General features: G+C 65.9%; 22 protein-coding genes. 5 read left to right on the forward strand and 17 right to left on the reverse strand.

Annotated elements, in window-relative coordinates:
- Positions 1-226 precede the first annotated feature (226 nt).
- The 5 genes from nusB to L0V05_RS06100 all read right to left on the reverse strand — a co-directional run bounded on the left by nusB (position 227) and on the right by L0V05_RS06100 (position 3,565).
- Positions 227-688: a transcription antitermination factor NusB gene (gene nusB, locus L0V05_RS06080; protein WP_234869229.1), complete on the reverse strand. Its 462-nt coding sequence runs from the start codon at positions 686-688 to the stop codon at positions 227-229.
- Positions 685-1,200, reverse strand: coding sequence for a 6,7-dimethyl-8-ribityllumazine synthase (locus tag L0V05_RS06085; protein WP_234869230.1), 516 nt, complete (start codon positions 1,198-1,200; stop codon positions 685-687). The genes nusB and L0V05_RS06085 overlap by 4 nt, the downstream gene beginning before the upstream one ends.
- Positions 1,201-1,203: 3 nt before the next feature.
- Positions 1,204-2,310 carry a 3,4-dihydroxy-2-butanone-4-phosphate synthase gene (gene ribB, locus L0V05_RS06090; protein ID WP_234869231.1) on the reverse strand — a complete coding sequence of 369 codons (1,107 nt, stop codon included), beginning with the start codon at positions 2,308-2,310 and terminating at the stop codon, positions 1,204-1,206.
- A gap of 86 nt (positions 2,311-2,396) precedes the next feature.
- Positions 2,397-2,969: a hypothetical protein gene (locus L0V05_RS06095; RefSeq protein WP_234869232.1), complete on the reverse strand. Its 573-nt coding sequence runs from the start codon at positions 2,967-2,969 to the stop codon at positions 2,397-2,399.
- On the reverse strand, positions 2,966-3,565 hold the full coding sequence (locus L0V05_RS06100; protein WP_234869233.1) for a riboflavin synthase: 600 nt from the start codon (positions 3,563-3,565) through the stop codon (positions 2,966-2,968). Before L0V05_RS06100 ends, L0V05_RS06095 begins: the two co-directional genes overlap by 4 nt.
- Positions 3,566-3,736: 171 nt before the next feature.
- Between L0V05_RS06100 and L0V05_RS06105 the strand changes: the two genes are divergently transcribed.
- The 3 genes from L0V05_RS06105 to L0V05_RS06115 all read left to right on the forward strand — a co-directional run bounded on the left by L0V05_RS06105 (position 3,737) and on the right by L0V05_RS06115 (position 8,293).
- Entirely contained in the window at positions 3,737-5,026 is a 1,290-nt protein-coding gene (locus tag L0V05_RS06105) for a capsule polysaccharide biogenesis protein (RefSeq protein ID WP_234869234.1), read from the forward strand.
- A gap of 89 nt (positions 5,027-5,115) precedes the next feature.
- The gene (locus tag L0V05_RS06110) at positions 5,116-6,255 is read left to right on the forward strand and encodes a polysaccharide biosynthesis/export family protein (protein ID WP_234869235.1); all 1,140 of its coding nucleotides are present in this window, start codon (positions 5,116-5,118) and stop codon (positions 6,253-6,255) included.
- Between the two features lie 13 nt (positions 6,256-6,268).
- Positions 6,269-8,293 (forward strand): capsule polysaccharide biogenesis protein, encoded by a 2,025-nt coding sequence (locus tag L0V05_RS06115; RefSeq protein ID WP_234869236.1) that lies wholly within the window; start codon positions 6,269-6,271, stop codon positions 8,291-8,293.
- A 78-nt stretch (positions 8,294-8,371) separates the two neighbouring features.
- Here the strand turns inward: L0V05_RS06115 and ribD are convergent, their stop codons facing one another.
- Both ribD and nrdR read right to left on the reverse strand, forming a co-directional pair.
- Complete coding sequence (gene ribD / locus L0V05_RS06120; RefSeq protein WP_319937749.1) at positions 8,372-9,478, reverse strand: bifunctional diaminohydroxyphosphoribosylaminopyrimidine deaminase/5-amino-6-(5-phosphoribosylamino)uracil reductase RibD; 1,107 nt, start codon at positions 9,476-9,478, stop codon at positions 8,372-8,374.
- Complete coding sequence (nrdR, locus tag L0V05_RS06125; protein WP_234869237.1) at positions 9,475-9,942, reverse strand: transcriptional regulator NrdR; 468 nt, start codon at positions 9,940-9,942, stop codon at positions 9,475-9,477. Before nrdR ends, ribD begins: the two co-directional genes overlap by 4 nt.
- A gap of 176 nt (positions 9,943-10,118) precedes the next feature.
- On the opposite strand from nrdR, the gene L0V05_RS06130 reads away from it, so the two are divergent.
- The gene (locus L0V05_RS06130; RefSeq protein WP_234869238.1) at positions 10,119-10,412 is read left to right on the forward strand and encodes a hypothetical protein; all 294 of its coding nucleotides are present in this window, start codon (positions 10,119-10,121) and stop codon (positions 10,410-10,412) included.
- Position 10,413: 1 nt separating this feature from the next.
- Here L0V05_RS06130 and L0V05_RS06135 read toward each other — a convergent pair whose 3' ends face one another.
- The 9 genes from L0V05_RS06135 to L0V05_RS06175 form a co-directional block, all read right to left on the reverse strand.
- Entirely contained in the window at positions 10,414-11,004 is a 591-nt protein-coding gene (locus tag L0V05_RS06135) for a hypothetical protein (protein WP_234869239.1), read from the reverse strand.
- 51 nt (positions 11,005-11,055) lie between these two features.
- Positions 11,056-11,556, reverse strand: coding sequence for a hypothetical protein (locus L0V05_RS06140; protein WP_234869240.1), 501 nt, complete (start codon positions 11,554-11,556; stop codon positions 11,056-11,058).
- Positions 11,553-13,547, reverse strand: a complete 1,995-nt coding sequence (gene rpoD / locus L0V05_RS06145; protein ID WP_234869241.1) for an RNA polymerase sigma factor RpoD — start codon at positions 13,545-13,547, stop codon at positions 11,553-11,555. Before rpoD ends, L0V05_RS06140 begins: the two co-directional genes overlap by 4 nt.
- Positions 13,548-13,640: 93 nt before the next feature.
- Complete coding sequence (gene dnaG, locus L0V05_RS06150) at positions 13,641-15,575, reverse strand: DNA primase (RefSeq protein WP_234869242.1); 1,935 nt, start codon at positions 15,573-15,575, stop codon at positions 13,641-13,643.
- 105 nt (positions 15,576-15,680) lie between these two features.
- Positions 15,681-16,223, reverse strand: a complete 543-nt coding sequence (locus L0V05_RS06155) for a sarcosine oxidase subunit gamma (RefSeq protein ID WP_234869243.1) — start codon at positions 16,221-16,223, stop codon at positions 15,681-15,683.
- Positions 16,216-19,146 carry a sarcosine oxidase subunit alpha family protein gene (locus L0V05_RS06160; protein ID WP_234869244.1) on the reverse strand — a complete coding sequence of 977 codons (2,931 nt, stop codon included), beginning with the start codon at positions 19,144-19,146 and terminating at the stop codon, positions 16,216-16,218. The genes L0V05_RS06155 and L0V05_RS06160 overlap by 8 nt, the downstream gene beginning before the upstream one ends.
- A complete protein-coding gene (locus L0V05_RS06165) occupies positions 19,143-19,442 on the reverse strand; it encodes a sarcosine oxidase subunit delta (protein ID WP_234869245.1) in 300 nt (99 codons plus the stop codon). Before L0V05_RS06165 ends, L0V05_RS06160 begins: the two co-directional genes overlap by 4 nt.
- Positions 19,442-19,819: a hypothetical protein gene (locus L0V05_RS06170; RefSeq protein WP_234869246.1), complete on the reverse strand. Its 378-nt coding sequence runs from the start codon at positions 19,817-19,819 to the stop codon at positions 19,442-19,444. Before L0V05_RS06170 ends, L0V05_RS06165 begins: the two co-directional genes overlap by 1 nt.
- The gene (locus L0V05_RS06175) at positions 19,819-21,069 is read right to left on the reverse strand and encodes a sarcosine oxidase subunit beta family protein (RefSeq protein WP_234869247.1); all 1,251 of its coding nucleotides are present in this window, start codon (positions 21,067-21,069) and stop codon (positions 19,819-19,821) included. The genes L0V05_RS06170 and L0V05_RS06175 overlap by 1 nt, the downstream gene beginning before the upstream one ends.
- A 174-nt stretch (positions 21,070-21,243) precedes the next feature.
- Between L0V05_RS06175 and L0V05_RS06180 the strand changes: the two genes are divergently transcribed.
- On the forward strand, positions 21,244-23,280 hold the full coding sequence (locus L0V05_RS06180) for an oxidoreductase (RefSeq protein ID WP_234869248.1): 2,037 nt from the start codon (positions 21,244-21,246) through the stop codon (positions 23,278-23,280).
- On the opposite strand, the gene L0V05_RS06185 is transcribed toward L0V05_RS06180, so the two are convergent.
- The gene (locus L0V05_RS06185; RefSeq protein WP_234869249.1) at positions 23,277-23,717 is read right to left on the reverse strand and encodes an EVE domain-containing protein; all 441 of its coding nucleotides are present in this window, start codon (positions 23,715-23,717) and stop codon (positions 23,277-23,279) included. The two genes, L0V05_RS06180 and L0V05_RS06185, sit on opposite strands and share 4 nt — an antisense overlap.
- Positions 23,718-23,850: the final 133 nt, after the last annotated feature.

Below are 23,850 nucleotides of genomic sequence, written 5' to 3' on the forward strand. Positions count from 1 at the left end.
CTCTCGTCGCAACAAACATACTCTTGCTTCTGCATGTTACCAGAGCAAAGAGCATCACAATTTGTCGCATGTTGGGCAACATACTCACGACATTTCATTACCCTGACAAATAAAATTCGTGATTTCAATGACATATCGACACATCTGCAATCAGCGCAAGACGACCGCGCCGCAGAATTTTTTCGCTGCGGCGCATCCTGATGCAGATTCTTCAGGCGAAGGACGGTCAGAAGGCCTCGGGCCGCGCCTCTCGGGCCATATGGTCGAGTACGGCGTTAACGAATTTCGACTCTTTGCCATCGGGAAAGAAGGCTTTGGCGATGTCGACAAACTCGGTGATGACGACCTTGGGCGGTGTGCCTTCGGCCAGCATCTCGCCCCCTGCAGCGCGGAACAGGGCGCGCAGCACAGGATCGATCCGGTCGATCGGCCATTTCGCCACCAGCGCCCGGTCGGTCATCTGGTCGATCTTCGCCTGCCAGTTCACGGCCTGGTCGACCAGCTTGCGGAAATGGTCGACATCGCCCTCAACCATCTCGTCCTCGTCATACACGGCACCAAAGCGATGGGTCTCGAACTCGCGGGTCACCGACTCGACCGTCTGGCCCGAGGATTCCATCTGGAAAAGCGCCTGCACGGCGTAAAGCCGGGCGGCGGATTTCATCTGGCGGCGGTCGGGCTTGGTCATTGGGCGGCCCCCGCGGGACGGAAACCGATCCCTTTCGTCGAGCCCGTCCATTTCCGGGCCAGCGCGATCAGGTGCAAGGCAGCCGCCGCGGCACCACCGCCCTTGTCCTGACCGTTCGGGTCGGCGCGAACCTCGGCCTGGGCGCGGGTCTCGACCGTCAGGATGCCGTTGCCGATGCAGGCGCCCTGCAGTCCCAGCAGGGACAGGGCGCGCGAGCTGTCGTTGCACACGGTGTCGTAATGGGTCGTCTCGCCACGGATCACGCAACCGAGGGCGACATAGCCGTCATACTTGGCCAGCCGTTCGGCCATTGCGACCGCTGTCGGCACCTCGAGCGCGCCCGGCACTTCGATCAAATCGACCTCAGCCCCCGCCTTGGCCGCCGTGGCGCGCGCGCCTGCGATCAGATTATCGGCGATGTCGCGGTAGTAAGGCGCGACCACGATCAGCAGCTTTACCGGCTTGTCGAAGCTCGGCAGCGGCAGGGTGTAATGGCTTTCGTTGCCCGCCATGTCTCAGGCCTCCGGAATCGGGCGCGTGCCCGTGATGTTGAGGCCGTAGCCTTCCAGCCCGATAACCTTGGGCGCCTGTGAATTGGTGACCAGCGTGATATCGGTCAGCCCAAGCGAGGTCAGGATCTGCGCGCCGACCCCGTATTGGCGCAGCGTCTGCGGCGACGCCTCGCCATCGGCCACCAGCTTCATGGTCACGTCGCGCAGCAGAACGACCACGCCGCGGCCCTCATCCGCGATGACGCGCATCGCACCGTGCAGGTCATGGGCCGAGGTGTTGCCGATGCCGAGCACGTCTTCCAGCGGATTGAGCGCATGCATCCGCACCAGCACAGGGGCCGAGGTGGTGATGTCGCCCTTTGTCAGAACGATGTGCTCGGCGCCTTGGATCTGGTCGCTGAAGACCCGCATCAGCCAGTCACCGCCATGCGCCGACCGGACCGACTTGACGTTGGTTTCGGCCACGAGATTGTCATGGCGGCGACGGTAGGCGATCAGGTCGGAAATCGTACCGATCTTGATGTTGTGCTTCTGGCCGAAGGCGATCAGGTCGGGTAGCCGAGCCATGGTGCCGTCGTCGTTCATCACCTCGCAGATCACGCCCGAGGGGTTCAGCCCAGCCAGGCGTGACACGTCGACCGCAGCCTCGGTATGCCCCGCCCGCATCAGCACGCCACCGTCGCGCGCGCGAAGCGGGAAGACATGGCCGGGCGAGGCGATATCGGCCGGGCCCTTGGTCGGGTCGATGGCAACAGCGACCGTGCGGGCGCGGTCGGCGGCAGAGATGCCAGTCGACACGCCTTCGCGTGCCTCGATCGACAGGGTGAAGGCCGTCTCATGCCGGCTGGAGTTCTTGGGGCTCATCAGCGGCAGGCCAAGCGCGTCGATCCGCTCGCCCGGCAGGGCAAGGCAGATCAGGCCACGGCCATGGGTCGCCATGAAGTTGATATCCGCCGGCGTGCACATCTGCGCCGGAATGATGATATCGCCCTCGTTCTCGCGATCCTCGTGGTCGACAAGGATGTACATCTTGCCGTTGCGGGCGTCCTCGATGATTTCCTCGATGGAGGAGATCGCTCCGGAAAATTCGCTATCAGCCTTGGCCGTCATGGTTTCCCCCAGAATTTGGGCGTCCGAATATCGCGGCGTTGCGCCAAAGGCCAGAGCAACCGGGTGCAGACCTGCACAGGGCCTGTTCAGCGCGCCGCCGAAAGCGAGGAGAAATAACGCTCGGCCGGCAGATACCCCGCGAGCCTGCCTGCGACGCTCCAGTCGCGCTCCAGCGACATGTCTCCGATCAGAACGACGCCATCGCGGGGAAAACCCTGATGGGCGGCGGCGATTGCCTCGCGCAGGGCGGGAAACGGCGCAAGGGGATAGGGTGCCGGATGGGCCCGGTCGATCACTCCCTGCCCCGCTTGCATCGCCGCCTCGGGGGCAAGCTGGCCCTGGACCAGCGCGATGCGTCCGCAGCCGCTGAGCGATGCCAGCCGGGCCTGCCGATCCTCGGGCAAGGCGGGAACGGGAGGCAGCAGCCGAAGCGCGTTCGAGGAAAACAGGAAGGCCACGACGTCATGCCCACTGGCGGCGCGGACCGAGGCATAGGTGCGGTAGTCAAGGCCCAGCTCGGCCGCCCGCCTGACCCGCAGGCGCACGACCTCGACCGGCAGATGCGGCAACAGGTTTTCCCGCGCCTGGCGCCAGCAATGCCGCCGCCAGCCTTCGCCGCCCTCCATCGTCGGGCCGCCGTTATGCCCCGGCCTGCTCACGCATTCCACTCGCGCAGGCGGGCGACATAGCGCGCCATCGTATCGACCTCGAGGTTGACGACCTGCCCCTCGTGCACCGCACCCCATGTGGTGTGGGTTTGCGTATGGGGAATGAAGTTCACGCCGAAATCCGCGCCGTTGACTTCGTTCACCGTCAACGAGGTGCCGTTCAGGGCAATCGATCCCTTTTGAGCAATGAAGCCCGCAAGCTGCAGCGGCGCGCGGAAGGTCACGCGCAGGCTATCCCCCTCGGGCATGACAGAGATGACCTGGGCCATGCCATCGACATGGCCTGATACGATATGGCCGCCCAGCTCATCGCCAACCTTCAGCGCGCGCTCGAGGTTCACGCGATGCCCGGCGACCCAACTGCCGAGCGTGGTCTTCGAGAGGGTTTCGGCCGATACGTCGACATCGAACCAGTTCTGCGGCTCAGAGCCCAGGGCGACCACCGTCAGGCAGACACCGTCGCAGGCGATCGAGGCGCCAAGATCGATTCTCTCGACATCGTAGCGGGTTGCAATCCTGACGCGCAGATCGCCACGCTGATCAACCGAAAGGACATGCCCGACGTCGCTGATGATCCCGGTGAACACAGATCCCCTCCTGTCCAAAGGCCGATGAACCGACGTAGCCCCCCAAATCCGCCCGTTCAAGCCCGTGATTTGGCGTGAAGCTGCTGTAATTTCGCCAAGCTGAAGAATAACCATTTACCGAGGATCAGCATTTCCGCGCCAGAACGGAAGAACAGTCGCTTCGGATCGAGCATGACCATTACAGGCAAGGGCAAGGTCTTTCTCTTCCTACAGGGTCCGCACGGGCCCTGGTTCAAGCTTTTGGGCAGGATGATCGGGCGTTCAGGCGCCGAGGTCTGGCGCGTCGGGTTCAACCTTGGCGACGAATTCTTCTGGCCCGACACCAGCCGCTACATCCCCTGGCATGGCGCGGTCGAGGCGTGGCCCGCAGAGCTCGCGCGGATATTTGCCGAGAAACGCGTGACCGACATCGTGCTCTATGGCGATACTCGACCCGTCCACGCGATTGCCGTGGAGCAGGCGCGCAAGGCCGGGATCACTGTCCATGTCTTTGAGGAAGGCTATCTGCGCCCGCACTGGATCACCTACGAACGGGGCGGATCGAATGGCCATTCGCGCCTGACGGAACTGACCCTTCCCGAGATGACGCGGGCGCTGGCTGACCGTGACGCCGAACTGCCCGACGCCCCGGCGCGATGGGGCGACATGCGCGAGCATGTCTTCTACGGCGCGCTCTACCACGGCCTCGTTCTGGCTGGCGGCGGGCGTTACCCGGCCTTCCGTTCGCACCGCGATGTTTCGGGCTGGGCCGAGTTCCGACTGTACCTGCGGCGGCTGGCGCTGATGCCCTGGCACCGGCTGGAGCGGATGATCGCCACCGGGCGCATCCGCCGCGGCGGTTTTCCCTATTTCCTCGCTCTGCTGCAGCTGGAACATGACGCCAGCTTCCGCAGCCACGGGCCCTTCGCCAGCCAGGTGGACTTTGCCGCGCTTTGCATTGAGGGCTTCGCCAAGGGCGCGCCGCCGCACCACCATCTGGTGTTCAAGGCCCACCCGCTCGAGGATGGCCGCACGCCGCTGGCCCGAGAGATCCGTCGTCTGGCGCAGGAATCCGGCATCGCAGATCGCGTGCATTTCGTCCGCGGCGGCAAGCTCGCCAGGCTTCTCAACGATGCGCGTGGCGCCGTGACGGTGAACTCAACCGCTGCACAGCAGGTTCTGTGGCGCGGATTGCCGCTGAAGATCTTTGGCCGGGCCGTCTATGGAAAGCCCGAGTTCGTGTCGTCCCAGCCGATCGCCGAATTCTTCGCGCGACCGACACGGCCTGACAGCCGCGCCTACCGCGATTTCCGCCGCTACCTGCTGGAAACCAGCCAGGTTCCGGGCGGTTTCTACTCGACGCGCGGCCGCCGCGCCCTGCTGCGGCAGGTCGTCGACATGATGCTGGCAGCGGAAGATCCCTATGATGCGCTGACGATGGGAACAGCGACTCCACGGCAACAGTTGCGGCTCGTTACCTGAGCAATTGCCGTCAAGCTGGCTATTTCACCGGCGTTTCTGTAGTTTTGGCACCAAAATACACGCAAGCTTCCGACAGAGGAGCCCGAGCAGTGCCGTCAAGAAAATTCCGGGGGGCCAGAAAACTGGTCCTTCTTGCCGTTGTCGCCGCAACCGCGTCCTGCGGCTTGCCGCGCACGGGTCCGACCAAATCGGAAATCTTCGCCGGATCGGTGGAAAAGCAGGGCGACGCCTTCATCGTCACCGTCAACGACCGCGTGACCCGCGCCACGTCAGTTGTGCCCTCCTACGGCTTCGGTCCGGGCTTCGAGAAGCAGGCCGTGCTCGCCTCGGACCTGATCGCACCGGGTGACCTTCTGTCGATCACTGTCTTTGAAAACGTCAAGGACGACCCGCTTCTTGGCAATACCGGTCAGCGCGTGACACCCCTGACCGATGTACAGGTCGATGGCGAGGGCTTCATCTTCGTGCCCTATGCCGGACGTCTCAAGGCGGCGGGCATGACACCCGAAGGGCTGCGTGACCTCATCACTTCGAAGCTCGACCAGCAGACCCCCGACCCGCAGATCAGCGTGACCCGCGCTGCGGGCGACGGCTCGACTGTCTCGGTCTCGGGCAGCGTCGCCGGTCAGGGCGTCTTCCCGATCGAGCGCCCGACCCGGACGCTGATGGCGATGCTGGCAAAGGCCGGCGGCGTGACCATCGAACCGCAGGCGGCACTGGTGACGGTGACCCGAAACGGCAAGACCGGCAAGGTCTGGTTGCAGGATCTCTACGACAATCCAAGGCTCGACATCGCGCTCCGCCCCGGCGACCGCATCGTGGTCGAGCGCGACCGCCGGTCTTTCGTAGCACTCGGCGCCACCGGATCGCAAAGCCGCATCCCGTTCGACACCCAGACCGTCTCGGCGATCGAAGCGCTGGCCCAGGTCGGCGGCCTGAACACCGCGCTGGCCGATCCGACGGGTATCTTCGTGTTCCGCAACGAGCCGCAGGAAATCGCCAATGCCGTTCTGGGCCGCAACGACCTGCGGGGGACGCAGCGTTTCGCCTATGTCCTGAACCTGACCGAACCGAACGGCGTGTTCCTGGCCCGCGATTTCGTCATCCGCGACGGCGACACGATCTATGTGACCGAGGCGCCCTTCGTGCAGTGGACCAAGACGCTGGCAGCCTTCAACGGCACGGCGACGGCGGTCGACTCGACGGCGAACCTCGCGGGCGGGCCGTGACACTCGGGCCAGCGTGACTCTGACCGACACGTCCGGCGAGCAGCGCCAGTCGCGGCTTTACGCCTTCAACGCCGGCCTCCTGAAGCCCGGCCGAGCGCGGCGCATCCTGACACTCGCGGGCCTGCCGCCGCATCTGGGCCGCCCGGGACCCGACGACCTGATCGCCGTCTGGGGCCGCAGCCCCTATGCCGCACGAGGCGAGGCGATGGCGGCCCGCAGCGGTGCGGCGCTTCTGCGGATCGAGGACGCGTTCCTGCGTTCGCTCCGACCGGGGCGCAGCGGCGATGCGACGATGGGCCTGATCCTCGACCGGCGCGGGGTGCATTTCGACGCCTCTGCGCCAAGCGATCTGGAACATATCCTCTCAACCGACCGGTTCGAGGATCACTCGCTGATCGCCCGCGCCCGCGACGGCATTGCTCGCCTTCAGGCGCTCGACATCTCGAAATACAGCGGATACGCTCCGAATGCCGCCCTGCCCCAGCCCGGCTATGTGCTGGTCGTCGACCAGTTGCAGGGCGATGCCTCGGTCCGCCACGGCGGCCTGACACCCCAGAGCTTTCGCGAGATGCTGGTGCGCGCGCAGGAAGAGCATCCTGGCCGGCGCGTGGTGGTCAAGCTGCATCCCGAAACCGTCCTTGGCCTGCGCCCCGGCCATTACGGCCCCGCCGATGCCTCGGAGCGGGTCACGCTGCTGACGGAAAATGTATCGCCCTGGAGGCTGCTCGAGGGCGCGATCGCGGTCTATGTCGGCTCGTCGCAACTTGGGTTCGAGGCGATCCTTGCAGGCCACCGCCCGCATGTCTTCGGCCAGCCCTTCTACGCGGGCTGGGGCCTCAGCGAGGATGAGGCGGCGTTTCCCCGCCGCCGCCGCAAGCTGACCAAGGTGCAACTCTTCGCCGGAGCGATGCTGCTCGCGCCCACATGGTACGATCCTTGCCGCGATCGTCTGGCCAGTTTCGAAGAGGTGGTCGATCAGCTTGAGGCAGAGCTTCGCCCCTTCCGCGAGGACGTCCAAGGCCATGTGGCGATGGGCATGCGGCTGTGGAAGCGCCGGACGCTCCAGCACTTCTTCGGGCGCAGGCGGCCGTTGCGCTTTGCCAATGATCCGGCGAAGGCGGCCGCACTTGCCGTTCGCGAGGGGCGTGGCGTGATCGCCTGGGGCATGACTGCGCCCGAAGGGTTCCCCCTGCCCGTCCGACGGATCGAGGATGGCTTCCTGCGCTCGCGTGGACTGGGCGCAAGCTTGGTGCCGCCCCTGTCACTCGTGGCCGACGACCTCGGCCTCTACTACGACCCGAGCCGGGAAAGCCGCCTTGACCGGCTGATCTCAAGCCCGGCGATCGCAGGCGGCGAGGCGCGCGCGGCGAGGCTGGTCGAGCGGATCGTGGGCAGCGGGCTATCGAAATACAATCTCGGACAGGCCCTGTCCGATCTGCCGGAAGGCCATCGCATTCTCGTCCCGGGACAGGTGGAAGACGATGCTTCGATCCGCTTCGGCGCGCCGGGCATCCGCACCAACCTCGACCTTCTGCGCCATGTCCGCGCCGAAAATCCGGGTGCGGTGATCCTGTACAAGCCGCATCCGGACGTGGAAGCAGGTCTGCGCCCTGGCCGGGTTGTGGATGCCGAGATCGATGGCCTTGCCGATGCGGTCCTGCCGAACAGCGACCCGGCCGCGTTGCTGCCCCTTGTGCAGGAGGTCTGGACAATGACCTCGCTTCTGGGGTTCGAGGCTCTCTTGCGTGGGGTACCGGTCACCTGCCTTGGCCTGCCGTTCTATGCGGGCTGGGGCTTGACCCGCGACGTCTTTCCCGCACCGCGGTGGCGGCGGGGACGGCCCACCCTTATGGCACTGGCCCATGCGGCGCTGATCGCCTATCCGCGCTATCTCGATCCGGTGACGGGGCGGCCCTGCCCGCCCGAGGTGATCGTGGACCGCCTGATCGAGGGCTACACCGGAAGCGGCGGGCTTGGCCTCGGCCTTTTATCCCGCCTTCAGGGTCTGCTGGCCGGCCAGTCGCATCTCTGGCGCTGAGACAGCCCGGTCAGGCTTGCCGATTTCGAACAATTCTCTGGCATGGTTTGTGCCATTTCCGCCCACACCTTTCAGCATTCAATCCTTCCGGCGGCTTTGCCAGCGTGTGACCACATCACCGCCAACTGTGGCGGTTTCCACAAGATCGAAGCTTTTGGCCTCGGCCAGATGCCCGACGGCCATGGTCCCTACCGCCGGCACGCCTTCGCCACCGATGACCTTTCCCGCAGTGAAGGCGACCAGGTCGGTCACCAGATCGGCCGCCAGCAAGGCCGCCGCCAACTGCCCTCCGCCCTCGCAGAAGACCCGCGTCAGCCCTTCGCCGGCAAGCGCCGACAAGGCAGCGACGGGGTCGAGATGCCCTTCCGTTTCCGCGCAGGGGATCAGCCTTGCACCAGTCGCCTGCCAGGCCCTGCGCGCAGTCTCGTTGGCCGAGGGGCCATGACAAATCCAGACCGGCACGTCGCGCGCGCTGCGCCCCAGTCGGCTGTCCGGCGACAGGGAGAGGCGGCTGTCGAAGACGACACGGACCGGCTGCCGCACCGCGCCAAGATCGCGCACCGTCAGGTCAGGGTCATCGGCGCGGGCTGTCCCCGACCCGACCAGCACCGCATCATGCGACAGTCGCAGCGCGTGGACCATGCGTCGCGCCGCCGGACCGGTGATCCAGCGGCTTTCCCCTGATGCCGTCGCGATACGCCCATCCAGTGTCGCGGCAAGTTTCAGCGTGACCATCGGCAGGCCACGCGTCACCCGGCGGAGAAACCCGGCATTCAGCTCCCGCGCCCCCGCGGCCTCGACCCCCTCGACCACTTCGATCCCCGCCGCTCGCAGGATTTCGTGCCCACGCCCCGCCACCCGCGGGTCAGGGTCCATCAGCGCGCTGACGACCCGCGCCACGCCCGCCGCCACCAGCGCCTCGGCACAGGGCGGCGTCTTGCCGTGATGGGCGCAGGGTTCGAGCGTGACATAGGCCGTAGCCCCGCGCGCAGCCAGGCCGGCCTGCGCCAGTGCCACGACCTCGGCATGGGGCCGACCGCCCGGCTGGGTCCAGCCCCGCCCGACGATCCGGCGATCCTTGAGGATCACACAACCGACGGCCGGGTTCGGCCAGACATTGCCCAGCCCCCGCTGCGCCAGAGCCAGCGCGTGGCGCATGTGGCGGCGGTCGTCCTCGGCGCTCACTCGTCGGCGGTGGGATGCGGGCGGAGTTCGGAGACGAACTTGTCGAAATCGTCCGCCGCCTGGAAGTTCTTGTAAACGCTGGCAAACCGCACGTAGGCGACGGTGTCGATCCTCGCCAGCGTCTCCATCACGATCTCGCCGATGACCTTCGAGGGGATGTCGGTTTCGCCCAGGCTTTCCAGACGCCGCACGATGCCCGAGATCATCTGGTCGATGCGTTCGGGCTCGATCGGGCGCTTCTGCATGGCGATGCGGATCGAGCGTTCCAGCTTCGAGCGGTCGAAATCCTCGCGTTTCCCGCTGGACTTGATGACGACGAGGTCGCGCAGCTGTACCCGTTCATAGGTTGTGAAACGACCGCCGCAGGCCGGGCAGAACCGCCGCCGCCGGATCGAGACATGATCCTCGGCCGGACGGGAATCCTTCACCTGCGTGTCGATGTTTCCGCAAAACGGGCAGCGCATCGCCCCTCCCCCTCGTTGCCTCTGTCGGGCCTTCCGCGATGACTATAGGCGGGCCGCAACAGTTTGGGTAGCGGAAAGGTCGGTCTCAAGATGTTGGGGAATCACCTGTGGCGCGGCTGCACAAAGAGCCGCGACAGAGGCGTGCATTTCGTCATCGTCGTGTTACAGTTTCCTGCATGACAGCCCGACTCATCCTGTGCCTCGCCCTGCTCTCACCGCTTCCCTCCCTGGCGGACAGCCCTATTGCCGAGGTGGTCTGCGCCCCCAAAGCCGAGATGGATCAACGTCTGGCCATTCACTTCGGTTCTTCGCGCGCAGCAACCGGCCTGCGCGACCCCGAGACGGTGCTGGAGGTCTGGACGTCTCCCCAGGGCCGCTGGACGCTGGTTCAAAGCCATGCGAACGGCCAGTCCTGCATCGTGGCTATGGGCGAGAACTGGGATATGCCGCTTTCGGGCCAGAAGAGTTGAGCTAGCGCCCGCCCGGGCGCACCTCCTGGACGAACAGACCCAGATCGGTCCCGTAGCCCTTGATCGTAACGGCGGAGCCGGGTGCGAGGGCGTCCACGATGTTATCCTCGGTTCCGCAGACCGAGTTGATGATGAAGGGCAATCGCTGCAGCTCGATCTTGTTGCGGCAGAGCGTGCTGTAGCTTTTTCGGGCAGTGTCGACGTGAAAGACCATCGAGGTCGGCTGCCCCGCCCAGATGGTGCGCAGCATCGGATATCCCATCGAGATCAATGCGCTACCGAGAAACCAGAAAAACACTGGGAGGAACAGGATCATCCCGATATTGCCAAGCGTCCCGATCCGCTCGCCGCGTTGCACCATGTCGACCGCGAACAGGATCGTCGCCAGCACCGCCGCACCGAAGCAGAAGGTCGAGGCGAAGCCTTCGGTCTGCGTGATCCAGGCCTCGCTCGGAAGGAAGTCGACGTGGAACTTCTTCACCGCGATCGGGATCGCACCAAGGAAGAAGACGGCGGCCAGCCCCACCCACAAAACCCGGGCAACGCCCCTCGGGCGGGATTCGGGTTCGCGGGCAGGGCTGGGGTTCGACATTACGCTGATCGGATGCTCCTTCGTCTCGTGAAATCCTCACCTATTCCATCGCTAATGTCGAAGGTTTGCGAAAGGCAGGCGTCCATGCTGCGCCACAAATTCCGCCAGCAATCTGGATTCAACCGCCTCGCATCCGTCGGGAACATCCATCCAGCAGAAAACCAACTCAGCACTTTGGCGGATCTGCAAAATGTAGCGTCCGCCTCTATGAGCGGTTGGCCTTCCCTGTCCAAACAGCAGGAACTCCGAAAGCCGCTTGCGCAAGCCTCGTCGCCCACTTACCCCGCCCGCCGCCTTGCCAAGATAGACGACATCGGATGTCGGCACCCAATTGGCACTCAGAGTTTGGCGACCTACGTTGGGATCACGACCATTGTACCAGCCGCCTGTGCCCGCTTCGACGAAGTCAGGGATTTCTGACGCGGTCCAAAGGACCGCGTAGACCCCAGGATCTTCAGGAATGGCGGAGCGATCTTCGATCAGGTCTGCAACTGTGTGAAAGCCCTGGAACCCCAGGGCCTCCAAATCCGCACAGGTGCGCAACGAGTTCACTGATCGAGGAAGCTCCGCAGCTTCCTTGACCGGCTTGGATGCTTCAGTTTCCGCAGCGCCTTCGCCTCGATCTGGCGGATCCGTTCGCGGGTGACGCTGAATTGCTGGCCGACCTCTTCCAGTGTGTGGTCGGTGTTCATGCCGATGCCGAAGCGCATGCGCAGGACGCGTTCCTCGCGCGGGGTCAGCGAGGCGAGGACGCGGGTCGTCGTCTCTTTCAGGTTTTCCTGAATGGCGCTGTCGAGCGGCAGGATCGCGTTCTTGTCCTCGATGAAATCGCCAAGCTGGCTGTCCTCCTCGTCACCGATCGGGGTTTCAAGGCTGATCGGCTCCTTGGCGATCTTCATCACCTTGCGAACCTTCTCGAGCGGCATCTGCAGCTTTTCGGCCAATTCCTCGGGCGTGGGCTCGCGGCCGATCTCGTGGAGCATCTGGCGGCCGGTGCGGACGAGCTTGTTGATCGTCTCGATCATGTGGACCGGGATGCGGATCGTGCGGGCCTGGTCGGCGATCGAGCGGGTGATCGCCTGACGGATCCACCAGGTCGCGTAGGTCGAGAACTTGTAGCCGCGGCGATACTCGAACTTGTCCACGGCCTTCATCAGGCCGATGTTGCCTTCCTGAATGAGATCAAGGAATTGCAACCCGCGGTTCGTGTATTTCTTGGCAATGGAAATCACGAGGCGCAGGTTGGCCTCGACCATTTCCTTCTTGGCCTGCCGCGCTTCCTTTTCGCCCTTCTGGACCTGGTTCACGATCCGGCGGAATTCGCTGATGTCGACGCCGACATACTGGCCGACCTGCGCCATCTCGGCGCGCAATTCCTCGACCTTGTCGCGGCTGCGCTCCATCAGCGCCTGCCAGCCCCGGCCAGACTTGGCGGCCATGCGGTCAAGCCAGGTCGGGTCGAGTTCATAGCCCTGGTATTCGTCGATGAATTCACGGCGGTTGATACGGGCCGCATCGGCCAGCTTCACCATGCCCGAGTTGATCGACATGATCTTGCGGTTGATGCCGTAGAGCTGGTCGATCAGCGCTTCGATCCGGTTGTTGTGCAGGTGAAGTTCGTTCACCAACAGAACGATTTCACTGCGCAATTTCTGATAGGCGGCCTCATCCGCAGCCGAATAGCGCGTGGTATCGTTCAGCGTCGCATGCATCCGCTGGTCCTGCATCGCTGCAAGCGTGGAATAGTCGCGCGCGATGATGTCGAGCGTTTCCAGGACCTTCGGCTTCAGCGCGGATTCCATGGCGGCCAGCGACATGTTCGAGGCTTCGTCATCCTCGTCATCCTCGTCGGCGCGCAGGATCGGATTGCCGTCCGCGTCAAGCTCCGGCTCGCTATCATCACCGCCCGAGCGGCGCGGAGCAGCGGCAGGCATGTCAACCTCGTCCAGCCCCGGACCGTCCATTTCGCCATCCCCGTCGAGCGACCGGCCGAAGGTGGCCTCGAGGTCGATCACGTCGCGCAGCAGGATGTCTTCGTTCAGAAGTTCGTCGCGCCAGATCGTGATGGCCTGGAAGGTCAGCGGGCTTTCGCAGAGGCCCGCGATCATGGTGTTGCGGCCGGCCTCGATGCGCTTGGCGATGGCGATCTCGCCCTCGCGGCTGAGGAGTTCGACCGATCCCATCTCGCGCAGGTACATGCGCACCGGGTCGTCGGTGCGGTCCAGCGTCTCGGACTGGGTGCCGGCGACGGCGATCTCGCGCGAGGTCGAGGTCTCGACCAGTTCGCCCGCAGGTTCGCCCTCTTCGACCTCGTCATCCTCGATGACGTTGATGCCCATTTCCGAGAGCATCGACATCACGTCCTCGATCTGCTCGGAGCCGACCTGATCCGGCGGCAGAACCGTGTTGAGCTGGTCGTAGGTGATGTAGCCGCGCTCGCGTGCGTCGGCGATCATCTTCTTGACGGCTGCCTGGCTCATGTCGAGCGAGACTTCGGCCTCCTGCTCTTCCGGCTTCGCGTCGTCGGTATCCTTGAGTGCCATGTATGCTCCTCGGTCGGTCATCAGCGCAGGCTGGCCGAATCATTTGGCCGCGTCACGAATCAATAGCGCGAATCACGGCAGGGGGAAGGCGGATCAACCTCTTTTCTTGACCCAGATCTGGCTGTCGATGAGGCTTTGAAGATGCGCCGACAGCGCCGCGCGATCTTCGCCCATTTCAGTTGCACCCTCGAGATGGCCGCGTCCGGCACTGTTCACGGCCTCGGCCGCCTTCGACAGGCGCCATGTCAGCCCCTCGTCCACCAGCCCCGTCAGGTCGTGGATCGCCTCCTCAACCTCGCGACGAGCGCCCCGTCGGGCGTCCAGCTTGGCGAGCCCCTCGGCAACGCACATCACGGCCAATTCGTCATCCTCGCGGTTCTGTACCGGCGGCGCCGAGCGGACATGGCTGCGCGCGAAGAGCGTTTCAAGAAGATCGCCCGCCGCGCCCGTGATTTTTTCCGCCCTTGCTTCCGGTTCGGCATGGGCCGCGTGAAGGAGCGCCCGGCGGATGCGATCATGCTCCTCGAGCGTCAGGTCGAGCATTTCCAGATCGCTTTCGAAGCGGGTGATGAGTGACGGGTGGGTGGCGAGCGTTGCCAGAACCACGGCTTCGAGCACTTGTTCCTCGACCGGGGTCGGCCCGCTGGCCGCCAGGGCCGAGGTCTTGGTCGATGGCAAAGGCGCCATCGGGGGCGGCGGAAAGCGACCGGGCCGCTTGCCCGGGCGGAAAGCCTCCGGCCTGGCGGGTGTGAACAGGTCCTGCCGGAGCCGCTTGACCTCTTCGCCATAATGACCGCGGATCGACGGGTCCTTGATCCGCATCAGCGCGGCGCGGAGAGTCTTGTCGAGCGCGGCCTTCCGCTCGGGACTGTCAAAGACGCGACCTTCCGTCTCCCGCCGCCAGAGCAGGTTGACCATCGGCTGGGCCTCGTCGAGGACCTTCTGCATCGCCGGCGCACCCTGCGCCTTGATGAGGTCGTCGGGATCAAGCCCCTGCGGCAGAAGGGCGAAGCGCAGACCCTGCCCCGCCTCGAGCATCGGCAGCGCGAGGTCGATCACCCGGAGCGCGGCGTTGAACCCGGCCTTGTCGCCGTCGAGCGAGATGATCGGCTCGGGGAGGATGCGCCAGAGGAGCCGCAACTGGTCCTCGGTCACCGCCGTGCCGAGGGGGGCGACCACCGCCTTGAACCCGGCCTCGGAGAGCGCGATCACGTCCATGTAGCCTTCGGCCACGATCAGCGGCTGTCCCTTGCCGGCCGCCTCGCGCGCCGGGCCGATGTTGTAGAGGTTCCGGCCCTTGTCAAACAGCTCGGTCTCGGGACCGTTGAGGTATTTGGCGCGCGCATTCGGGTCCATCGCCCGCCCGCCAAGGCTGATCGCCCGGCCGCGCGCATCGCGGATCGGGAAGATGATCCGGCCCCGGAAGCGGTCATAGGGCGGACCGCCATCATCGGGTTTCGCGCAGAGGCCCGCGGCCACGATCATGTCGGGCGCGATGCCCTTCTGGTTCAGCGCATGGAACAAGCCCTGCCGCTGGTCGGGGGCAAAGCCGATCTCCCACCGGTCCTGCGCCTCCGGTGACATGCGGCGGCGGTCGAGATAGTCACGCGCCGGGGCGGCGGCGGAGGTGCGCAGTTGCAGGCGGAACCACTTCACCGCCTCTTCCATCACCTCGGCCAGCTGCGTGCGCCGGTCGGCCTTCTGCGCGGCCTGCGGGTCGCGGGCGGGCATCGGCATCCCGGCCTCGCGGGCGAGGATTTCCACGGCTTCGATGAAGGAGACGTTTTCGGTCTCCTTCACGAAGGTCAGCGCATCGCCCTTCGCGTGGCAGCCGAAGCAGTAATAGAAGCCCTTGCGGTCATCGACATGGAAGCTTGCCGACTTTTCCTGATGGAAGGGGCACGGCGCCCACATGTCGCCCTTGCCCTGGTTCGACTTGCGCAGGTCCCAGGTGACCTTGCGGCCCACGACCTGGGACAGCGAGATCCGGGTGCGGAGTTCGTCGAGGAAACCGGGGGGAAGACTCATGCCGTTCAATATCGGCGCTAGGGGGGCGTTCGTCCAGTGGCGAGGTCGGAAGCGGGGGCCAGCCCCCGCACCCCCGGAATATTTGGGAGCAGGAAATGGGGCGGGTCAGGTCAGTCGTTGACGCGCCGCGAGGGCCGTCATCGCGGCTTCCACCTCATGCCAGGCCGTGCGGGCCATCGAGCGGAAGACGAGGATATCGACCGTCTGCGCGCCCGTCCGCATCAGGACCGCGTTCATGTGATTGAAGGCGGTGCGGAGCGCGGCGCCTTCCGGGAAGGCGGCGAGGCGGATATCCACGGGCACGATCCGGGCCAGCGCCGCCTCGGTGCCGGGGCCATCGAGGCGAAGCGCAGCCCAGCCGTCGGATTGGTCGGTCAGGGCGGCGATCCCGGCCAGTCCCTTAGGCGTCGGCGAGCCGATCAGGAAGTATTGCCCGCGCCCCGTCCAGACGAGGCGGGCGCCCTTGGCCTCGGCAAAGCGGTTCGGCGCGGGCAGCACGAGGCCGAGCGCCTTGGCCACGGCGGCGTCCTGACCGCTGAAGGGCGCGATCGAGGTGATCGGATCGAGCGCGATTTCGGACAGTGTCACGCCGGCGAGTGTCAGCGGGGCATGTCCGGCCAGGGCGGATTTGGCGATGAGGTCAGCCACGGAGCTTTGCCCCTTCCTTGTCGTGGAACACCGGATCGGAGACCGTGCAGAGCACGTCATGGCCGCGCAATCCATCGACCATGCGGATCACCTCGCCATGCCGGGCACGACCGTTCTTCAGGAAGCCGAGGCCCAGCCAGCGGTTGAGCGTCGGCGACCAGCCGACCGAGGTGACATAGCCCTGATCGTTGACCCGCGTCGCCTCGGCGCCCTTGGCATAGAGATGCGCGCCCGACGTCAGGACGCCTTCGCCCACGGGAGTCAGGCCCACCATCTGCTCGCGCTCGGGGCCAGAGAGACCGGGGCGTTGCGACGCGCCCTTGCCGATGCAATCCTTCTTGCCGCTCACCATCTTTTCCATGCCGATGTCGAAGGCAGTCACCCGGCCGTGGATCTCGGCATGGGTGATGAAGCCCTTCTCGATACGCAGGACGTTCAGCGCCTCCATCCCGTACGGGCCGCCGCCGAGAAGTTCGGCGCGGGCGAGCAGGTCGCGGAACAGCGCCTCGCCATAGCGGGTCGGCACGGCGATCTCGTAGCCCTCTTCGCCCGAGAAGGAGATGCGGAACAAACGCCCCTGCACATTCCCGATCCGGACCGGCGCGACGCCCATGAAGGGTAGGTCGATCTCTGTGCCGAGATAGCTCGACAGAAGTTGCCGCGCCAGCGGGCCGGCAACGGCGAATTGCGCCCAGCTTTCGGTGACCGAGATGGTGCGCACATCCCAACCGGCGCAGAAGGCCTGCTGGACGAAGTCGAGATGGCGCATGACGAGGCCGGCTGCTGCGGTCGTTGTCGTCATCAGGAAACGGTCCTCAGCGAGGCGCGCCGAGGTGCCGTCATCCAGCACCATCCCATCCTCGCGCAGCATTAGGCCATAGCGGGTGCGGCCCACGGGCAGGGTCGAGAAGGTGTTGGTGTAGACGAGATCGAGGAAGCGCGCGGCGTCCTTCCCCTGGATGTCGATCTTGCCGAGGGTCGAGACATCGGCCACGCCGACGGTCGAGCGCACCATGTTGACCTCGCGGTCGCAGGCCTCTTTCCAGGTCGTCTCGCCCGGTTTCGGGAAATAGCTCGGGCGGTACCACAGGCCCGCTTCGATCATCGGCGCGCCGCGGTCGCGGCTGGCCTGGTCCGAGGTCAGGAAGCGTTGCGGCGCAAACCCTGCAGCGCGGCCCCCGGCGCCCATGGCGGCAATGGACACAGGGGTAAAGGGTGGGCGGAACGTGGTCGTGCCGGTCTCGGGGATGGCGCGGCCGGTCACATCGGCCAGAAGCGCCAGCGCGGCGACGTTGGAGTTCTTGCCCTGATCCGGCGCCATGCCCTGCGTCGTATAGCGCTTCATGTGCTCGACCGACCGGAAGCCCTCCTGCGCAGACAGCTTCACGTCCTTGGTCGTCACGTCATTGGCGAAATCGAGCCAGGCGCGGTTCCACAGACCGGGCTTGGTCGGGATATGCCAGAGGGCCTCGGTCGCCGGGTTCTCGTCGGCGGCGGCGGGAATGTCGGCTATCGGGGCCTTGAGGCCAAGCGCCTCGATCGCGACCGCCGCAGCGGCGGCGCCTTCGGCAAGGCAGGCGGCGGTCGAGAATGTGCCCTTTGCCGATCCGGCGGCGATCAGGCCGGGCACGGCATTCTCGGCCGGAACGAAGGCGGCGATGGCGTCGTCCCATACCGGGCGGCCGTTCAGGTGGCAGGTCAGATGGACCGTCGGGTTCCAGCCGCCCGAAAGCCCGAGCGCATCCGCCTCGACCTTGAACTCGCGGCTGCCTTGCCGGACGGTGACCGATGTCAGACCGTGGCGGCCGGCGGTGTCGCTAACGACGGCCCCGGCATGAACCGGGAAAGGCTCGTCGGTCGAGGCGCCCTCGCGGCTGTCGATCAGCGCGGCGATACGGACGCCCGCCGCATGCAGGTCGCGGGCCGTCGTACGGGCGCTGTCGTTGTTGGCAAAGAGCGCGATCCGCTGACCGGGAACGACGCCGTAGCGGTTGAGATAGGTCCGGAGTGCCGAGGCAAGCATGATGCCGGGCCGGTCGTTGTTCTGGAAGGCGATCGGGCGTTCCAGCGCGCCCGCTGCCAAAACCGCGCGTTTCGTCACGATCCGCCAGAAGCATTCGCGCGGCAGGTCGGCCTTCGGCGCGACATGCAGGCCCACCCGCTCGAGCGCGCCGTATGTGCCATCGTCATAGGCCCCTGTGACGGTCGTCCGCGTCATCAGCCGGACATTGGGCATCGAGGCAAGCTCGGTCAGCACCGAAGCCGCCCAGTCCGCCGACCCCTGCCCGCCGATCTGGCCCATATCGGACAGAAGCGCCCCGCCCATGCGTGCACCCTCATCGGCGAGGATGACATCTGCCCCGGCCCGCGCGGCGGTCAGCGCCGCCATCAGGCCGGTCGGCCCTGCCCCGATCACCAGAAGGTCGCAATAGGCCCAGGCCTTTTCGTAGGTCGCCTCGTCATGCCGGCCAGAAAGGCGGCCAAGACCGGCGGCCCGGCGAATGGCCGGTTCATAAAGCCGCTCCCAGAAGGCGCGCGGCCACATGAAGGTCTTGTAGTAGAAGCCCGCCCCGAAGAAGGGCGCGGCGAGGTCGTTCACCGCCAGCAGGTCGAACTTCAGCGAAGGTGCGCGGTTCTGGCTTTGCACCGCCAGACCCTCATACACCTCCTGCACCGTGGCGCGGACGTTCGGGGTCTGTTGGCCGTCTTCCAGCACCTCGATCAGCGCGTTCGGCTCTTCCGATCCGGCGGTCAGCACCCCGCGCGGACGGTGATACTTGAAGCTGCGGCCGACAAGCTTCACCCCGTTCGCCATCAGCGCCGAGGCGACCGTGTCGCCGGGATGGCCGGAATACTCGCTGCCATCGAAGCGGAAGGTCAGCGCCTTGGTTCGGTCGATCAGGCCCTTGCCGGGGATTCTCACGATGCTTTCCTCCGGCCTTTCGGGGCAGGTTTGCCCTGCCCTTCCCCGGCGACGAGTTCGGCGCCGAGGATTTCATGGGTCACGGTATTGCGGGTCACGACCAGCCAGGAAGTGCAGCCGGTCTCATGATACCACAGGTCGCGCGTCACGCCCGCCGGGTTGTCGCGCAGGTGCAGATAGGCGTCCCAGGCCTCTGGCGCGGCGCCCTCACCGGGGCGATGCAGATAGTCGTCGGACCCGTAGTAATAGAACTCGCGCCGGTCGCGCAGGCCGCAGAGCGGGCATGGGATGCGCATCAGTTCACCTCTTCGCAGGACGTGATGGTGGCAAGGGTCTTGCCGTTCAGCAAATAGGCCACCTGCCCGCCTCGCATGATGAGAGCGGACAGGGGCGGCTCGCCGCAGGCCAAGCGGGCAAAGCCGTCCCCGTCGGGCAGTCGGAGGTCGGCCGCGACCATAAGGTCAAGCTGCACCTGTGGGCCGCCCTGCGACGCACCCATGACCCGGATGCCGGGCGCGATCTCACGCGGCAGGCTTTTCGCCAGTGCATCAGCCGTGCCCTTTGCAGCGGCGCAGATGTCCCCTCCGCCCGCGCCTGCGCAGGGGTTCTTGACCGGGTTCATCTGGGCCATCGCGGGGGTCGTCATCAGGGCAAGGATCAGGAGCGCACGCATCAGTGCAGGTTGTGCTGGGAGCCGGTGCCTTCCTCGTCGAGGAGGTGGCCGGTGGCGAAGCGGTCGAGGCGGAAGCGGCGGGCAACCTCGTGCGGCTGGCCGGTGGCCATGAGGTGCGCCATGCACCAGCCCGATGCCGGCACGGCCTTGAAGCCGCCGTAGTTCCAGCCGCAGTCGATGAACAGGCCGTCGACATGGGTCTTGTCGATGATGGGCGAGCCATCGGGCGACATGTCCATGATCCCGCCCCAGGAGCGCAGCACCTTGGCGCGGCCGATCATTGGCATCAGCGTCATGCCCGCCTCCATCACATGCTCGACCATCGGCAGGTTCCCCCGCGCCGCGTAGCTCGCGTAGAAGTCGAGGTCGCCGCCGAAGACGAGCCCACCCTTGTCGGACTGGCTGATGTAGAAGTGGCCCATGCCGAAGCTGATGACATGGTCGATGACCGGCTTCAGCCCCTCGCTGACGAAGGCCTGCAGGATGTGGCTCTCGATCGGCAGGCGCATGCCCGCCATCGCCGCCACCTGCCCCGAGCGTCCGGCAACGACGATGCCGACCTTCTTCGCCCGGATCGCACCGCGCGTGGTCTGCACGCCCTTCACCACGCCATTCTCGATGTCGATCCCCGTCACTTCGCAGTTCTGGATCAGGTCGACGCCACGCCGGTCGGCGCCGCGGGCATAGCCCCAGGCGACCGCGTCGTGTCGGGCCGAGCCGCCGCGCGGGTGATAGAGGCCGCCATAGATCGGGAAACGGGTCTGCTCGAAATCGAGATAGGGCAGATGTTCGCGCACGCCCTCGCGGTCGAGCAGGATCGCGTCGTCGCCCTGGCTCAGCATCATGTTGCCGCGCCGGGCGAAGGCGTCGCGCTGGCCGTCGGAGTGGAACAGGTTGATGAGGCCGCGCTGCGAATGCATGACGTTGTAGTTCAGCTCGGACTCAAGACCTTCCCACAACTTCAGGGAATGGCTGTAGAATTCGCTGTTGCCCTGCAGGAAGTAGTTCGCGCGCACGATGGTTGTGTTGCGCCCGATATTGCCCGATCCGAGATAGCCCTTCTCCAGTACTGCGACATTGGTGATGCCGTGGTTCTTGGCCAGGTAATAGGCCGTCGACAGGCCGTGGCCACCGCCACCGATGATGATGACGTCATATTCGGCTTTCGGCTGCGGGTCGCGCCAAGCGGGGGTCCAGCCCTTGTTGCCGAAAAGGCCCTCCGTAAAGACCTTCAGACCCGAATAGCGCATTGCAGAACTCCCATCGCGGCAGGGAAAGGCGGACCATGCCGCGCTGCAATATTCAATGGCTGGCGGTCAATTCCTTGTCCGCGCGCGACACGACGTGTCGCATATGCCATCGGCACTGCCATTGACGGGTGTCAGGTCAGAGCGGCAGTCTGTCGCAGAACCCAGGAGAGTGACATGACCGACACCCGCGACCCGCGCTTTGACATCCTGTTCCAGCCGCTGAAGATCGGCCCGGTCACTGCGCCGAACCGCTTCTGGCAGGTGCCGCATTGCACGGGCATGGGCAATCTCTATCCCCGCACGCTGGCGACGATGCGCGGCATCAAGGCCGAGGGCGGCTGGGGTGTGGTGAACACCGAATACTGCTCGATCCATCCAAGCTCGGACGACACCCCTGCGCCCTATGCGTCGCTCTGGGACGAGGGCGACGTGGCGAACATGGCGGCGATGACCGAGGCCGTTCATGCCCATGGGGCGCTGGCTGGGGTGGAACTGTGGCACGGCGGTCTGCGCTCGAAGAATGTCCTGAGCCGCGCTGGCTCGCTCGCGCCGGTCAGCCTGCCGGCGGAGGGGGCGCCCTGGCAAGCCCGGCGGATGGACCGGCAGGACAGGGCCGACCTGCGTGATTGGCACCGCCTGGCGGTTGACCGCGCGGTGCGGGCCGGGTTCGACGTCATCTATGTCTATGCCGCCCATACTTACCTCCTGTCGCAGTTCCTTGACCCTGCGCTGAACCCCGAAGGCGGCGCGTCGCTGCTGGAACGGGGGCGGATCGTCGCAGACCTGATTGCCGAGGCCCGCGAGACGGCCGGCGACAGTGCCGCCATCGCCATCCGCATCGAGGTGACCGATGAAGATGGCGGCGGGGCCGAGGCGCGGGCGGAGTTCCTCGCCTCGATCGCACCGATGGTCGATGTCTTCGACGTGACAATCCCGGACTACGCGGTTGAGATGGGCCCCTCGCGCTTCGTCCGCGAGGCGGCGCTTCGGGATCACGTCGCCCATGTGAAAGCGGCGACAGGCAAACCCGTGGTGGCGGTGGGCCGTTTCACCAGCCCCGAGACGATGCTGGCCGAGATCCGGCAGGGGCGGCTCGATTTCATCGGTGCCGCCCGTCCCTCGATCGCGGACCCCTTCCTGCCCGAGAAGATCCGCACGGGCCGGTTCGACGACATCCGCGAATGCATCGGCTGCAACATCTGTTATGCACATGACGGCCTCGGGGCGCCAATCCGCTGCACCCAGAACCCTGCCATGGGCGAAGAGTGGCGGCGCGGCTGGCATCCGGAGCGGGTTCCGGCGGTGACGGGCCGGGTCGAGCCGGTTCTGGTCATCGGCGGCGGTCCGGCTGGGCTCGAGTCGGCCCTGACTCTGGGCCGCCGTGGGGTGCCGGTGATGCTGGCCGAGGCGGAAGAGACGCTCGGCGGGCGGGTGACGCTGGAAAGCCGCCTGCCCGGCCTGTCGGAATGGGCACGGGTGCGCGACTGGCGGCTGCACCAGATCGGCAAGCTTGCGAATGTCGAAGTCTTCCCGGCCAGCCGGATGACGGTGGACGATGTGCTGGCAACCGGTGCGCCGCATGTGATCTGCGCGACCGGCAGCCGCTGGCGGGTGGATGGCCGGGGACGCTCCTTCCCCGGAGGCATGGCCAGCTACACCGATCCGCGGACCCTTTCGCCGGAGGCTGTGCTGTCGGGCGCGCGGCCTGCGGGGCCGGTCGTGATCTTCGACGACGACAACTACCACGTTGCGGCGGGGCTTGCGGATCTTCTCGCGTCAGAGGGGATGGCGGTGACCTATGTGACCACCGAGGGCCGGGTGGCCGAATGGGCGGGCTACACCGTGGAGCAGGCAGGCCTGCACCGCCGCCTGCTTGAGCGCGGCGTGACCATCCTCACGGGCCATACCGTGGCGGCGTTGGAACCGGGGGAAGCACGGCTCGACTGCATCTATACCGGCAGAAGCCAGCGCATCCCCTGCGAGGGCTTCGTTCCGGTCACGTCACGCGAGCCGCAGGATGCGCTCTGGTCGGACTTGCAGGAGAAGGGGCTGAAGACCCTTCTGCGCATCGGCGACGCGGCCGCACCCGGCCTCATCGCCCATGCCGTCCATGACGGACACCGCGCGGCACAGGAGATGTTCGGCGGCGAGACGGCCGTGCTGCGGGAACGGGTGGTCCTCACCCCGCCTGGCGGCAGAGGCGTGGGCTAGGCTGCCCCGGCCGCGCCGATCTCCCCCGCCTGCATGGCCCGACCGATCAGGTCCATGTCTGATGCGGGGACCTCGAACAGTCCGAAACGCAGCATGTATCCCCAGTTCTGGCGCCCGGCGGTGAAGGACAGAAGCGGCAGCAGCGGATGGATCGATGCCGGTTCCGCCGCGAACCAGTCGACATCCCGCCGCCAGGGCGTGAAGCCACCGCCCATCACCCCTTGGTAAACCTCGCCCGCGCGCACGCGGCCAAGGGCAGTGAAACTCTGCAATGGCGTTCGCGTGCCAAAGACCTCGACCGGTGAGTAATAGGCCACAAGATCCCCCGGACGTATCCGCCTGAGCGGTGACGCCTTGCCGTGGTTGACCTGCATGAATCCCTCGGCCCGCCCGATGGCAACGTGATTGGCCGAGGCGACCGCTATCCAGAACCGCATGAGGCCCCCATTCTTGGCTACAGGGTCAGCATGAGCCAGCCTTGCTGCCAGTTTCCGTCAGCAGAGGACTTCTTGCGGTTTTCGGGTCCGAACAGGAATAGGGCGGGGTGCGATGCCCCCGCCCACTGCGCCC

Source organism: Alitabrizicola rongguiensis (assembly GCF_021491355.1).
Lineage (GTDB): Bacteria > Pseudomonadota > Alphaproteobacteria > Rhodobacterales > Rhodobacteraceae > Aliitabrizicola > Aliitabrizicola rongguiensis.

What these genes read in the sequence shown, in the direction of transcription:
- L0V05_RS06105 (WP_234869234.1), top strand. Translation starts at nt 3,737, where the DNA reads ATGACCATTACAGGCAAGGGCAAGGTCTTTCTCTTCCTACAGGGTCCG.
- L0V05_RS06170 (WP_234869246.1), bottom strand. Translation starts at nt 19,819, where the DNA reads ATGCGTGCGCTCCTGATCCTTGCCCTGATGACGACCCCCGCGATGGCC.
- dnaG (WP_234869242.1), bottom strand. Translation starts at nt 15,575, where the DNA reads ATGAGTCTTCCCCCCGGTTTCCTCGACGAACTCCGCACCCGGATCTCG.
- L0V05_RS06135 (WP_234869239.1), bottom strand. Translation starts at nt 11,004, where the DNA reads ATGTCGAACCCCAGCCCTGCCCGCGAACCCGAATCCCGCCCGAGGGGC.
- L0V05_RS06165 (WP_234869245.1), bottom strand. Translation starts at nt 19,442, where the DNA reads ATGCGCATCCCATGCCCGCTCTGCGGCCTGCGCGACCGGCGCGAGTTC.
- L0V05_RS06180 (WP_234869248.1), top strand. Translation starts at nt 21,244, where the DNA reads ATGACCGACACCCGCGACCCGCGCTTTGACATCCTGTTCCAGCCGCTG.
- nrdR (WP_234869237.1), bottom strand. Translation starts at nt 9,942, where the DNA reads ATGCGCTGCCCGTTTTGCGGAAACATCGACACGCAGGTGAAGGATTCC.
- L0V05_RS06130 (WP_234869238.1), top strand. Translation starts at nt 10,119, where the DNA reads ATGACAGCCCGACTCATCCTGTGCCTCGCCCTGCTCTCACCGCTTCCC.
- rpoD (WP_234869241.1), bottom strand. Translation starts at nt 13,547, where the DNA reads ATGGCACTCAAGGATACCGACGACGCGAAGCCGGAAGAGCAGGAGGCC.
- nusB (WP_234869229.1), bottom strand. Translation starts at nt 688, where the DNA reads ATGACCAAGCCCGACCGCCGCCAGATGAAATCCGCCGCCCGGCTTTAC.
- L0V05_RS06175 (WP_234869247.1), bottom strand. Translation starts at nt 21,069, where the DNA reads ATGCGCTATTCGGGTCTGAAGGTCTTTACGGAGGGCCTTTTCGGCAAC.
- L0V05_RS06185 (WP_234869249.1), bottom strand. Translation starts at nt 23,717, where the DNA reads ATGCGGTTCTGGATAGCGGTCGCCTCGGCCAATCACGTTGCCATCGGG.
- L0V05_RS06085 (WP_234869230.1), bottom strand. Translation starts at nt 1,200, where the DNA reads ATGGCGGGCAACGAAAGCCATTACACCCTGCCGCTGCCGAGCTTCGAC.
- ribB (WP_234869231.1), bottom strand. Translation starts at nt 2,310, where the DNA reads ATGACGGCCAAGGCTGATAGCGAATTTTCCGGAGCGATCTCCTCCATC.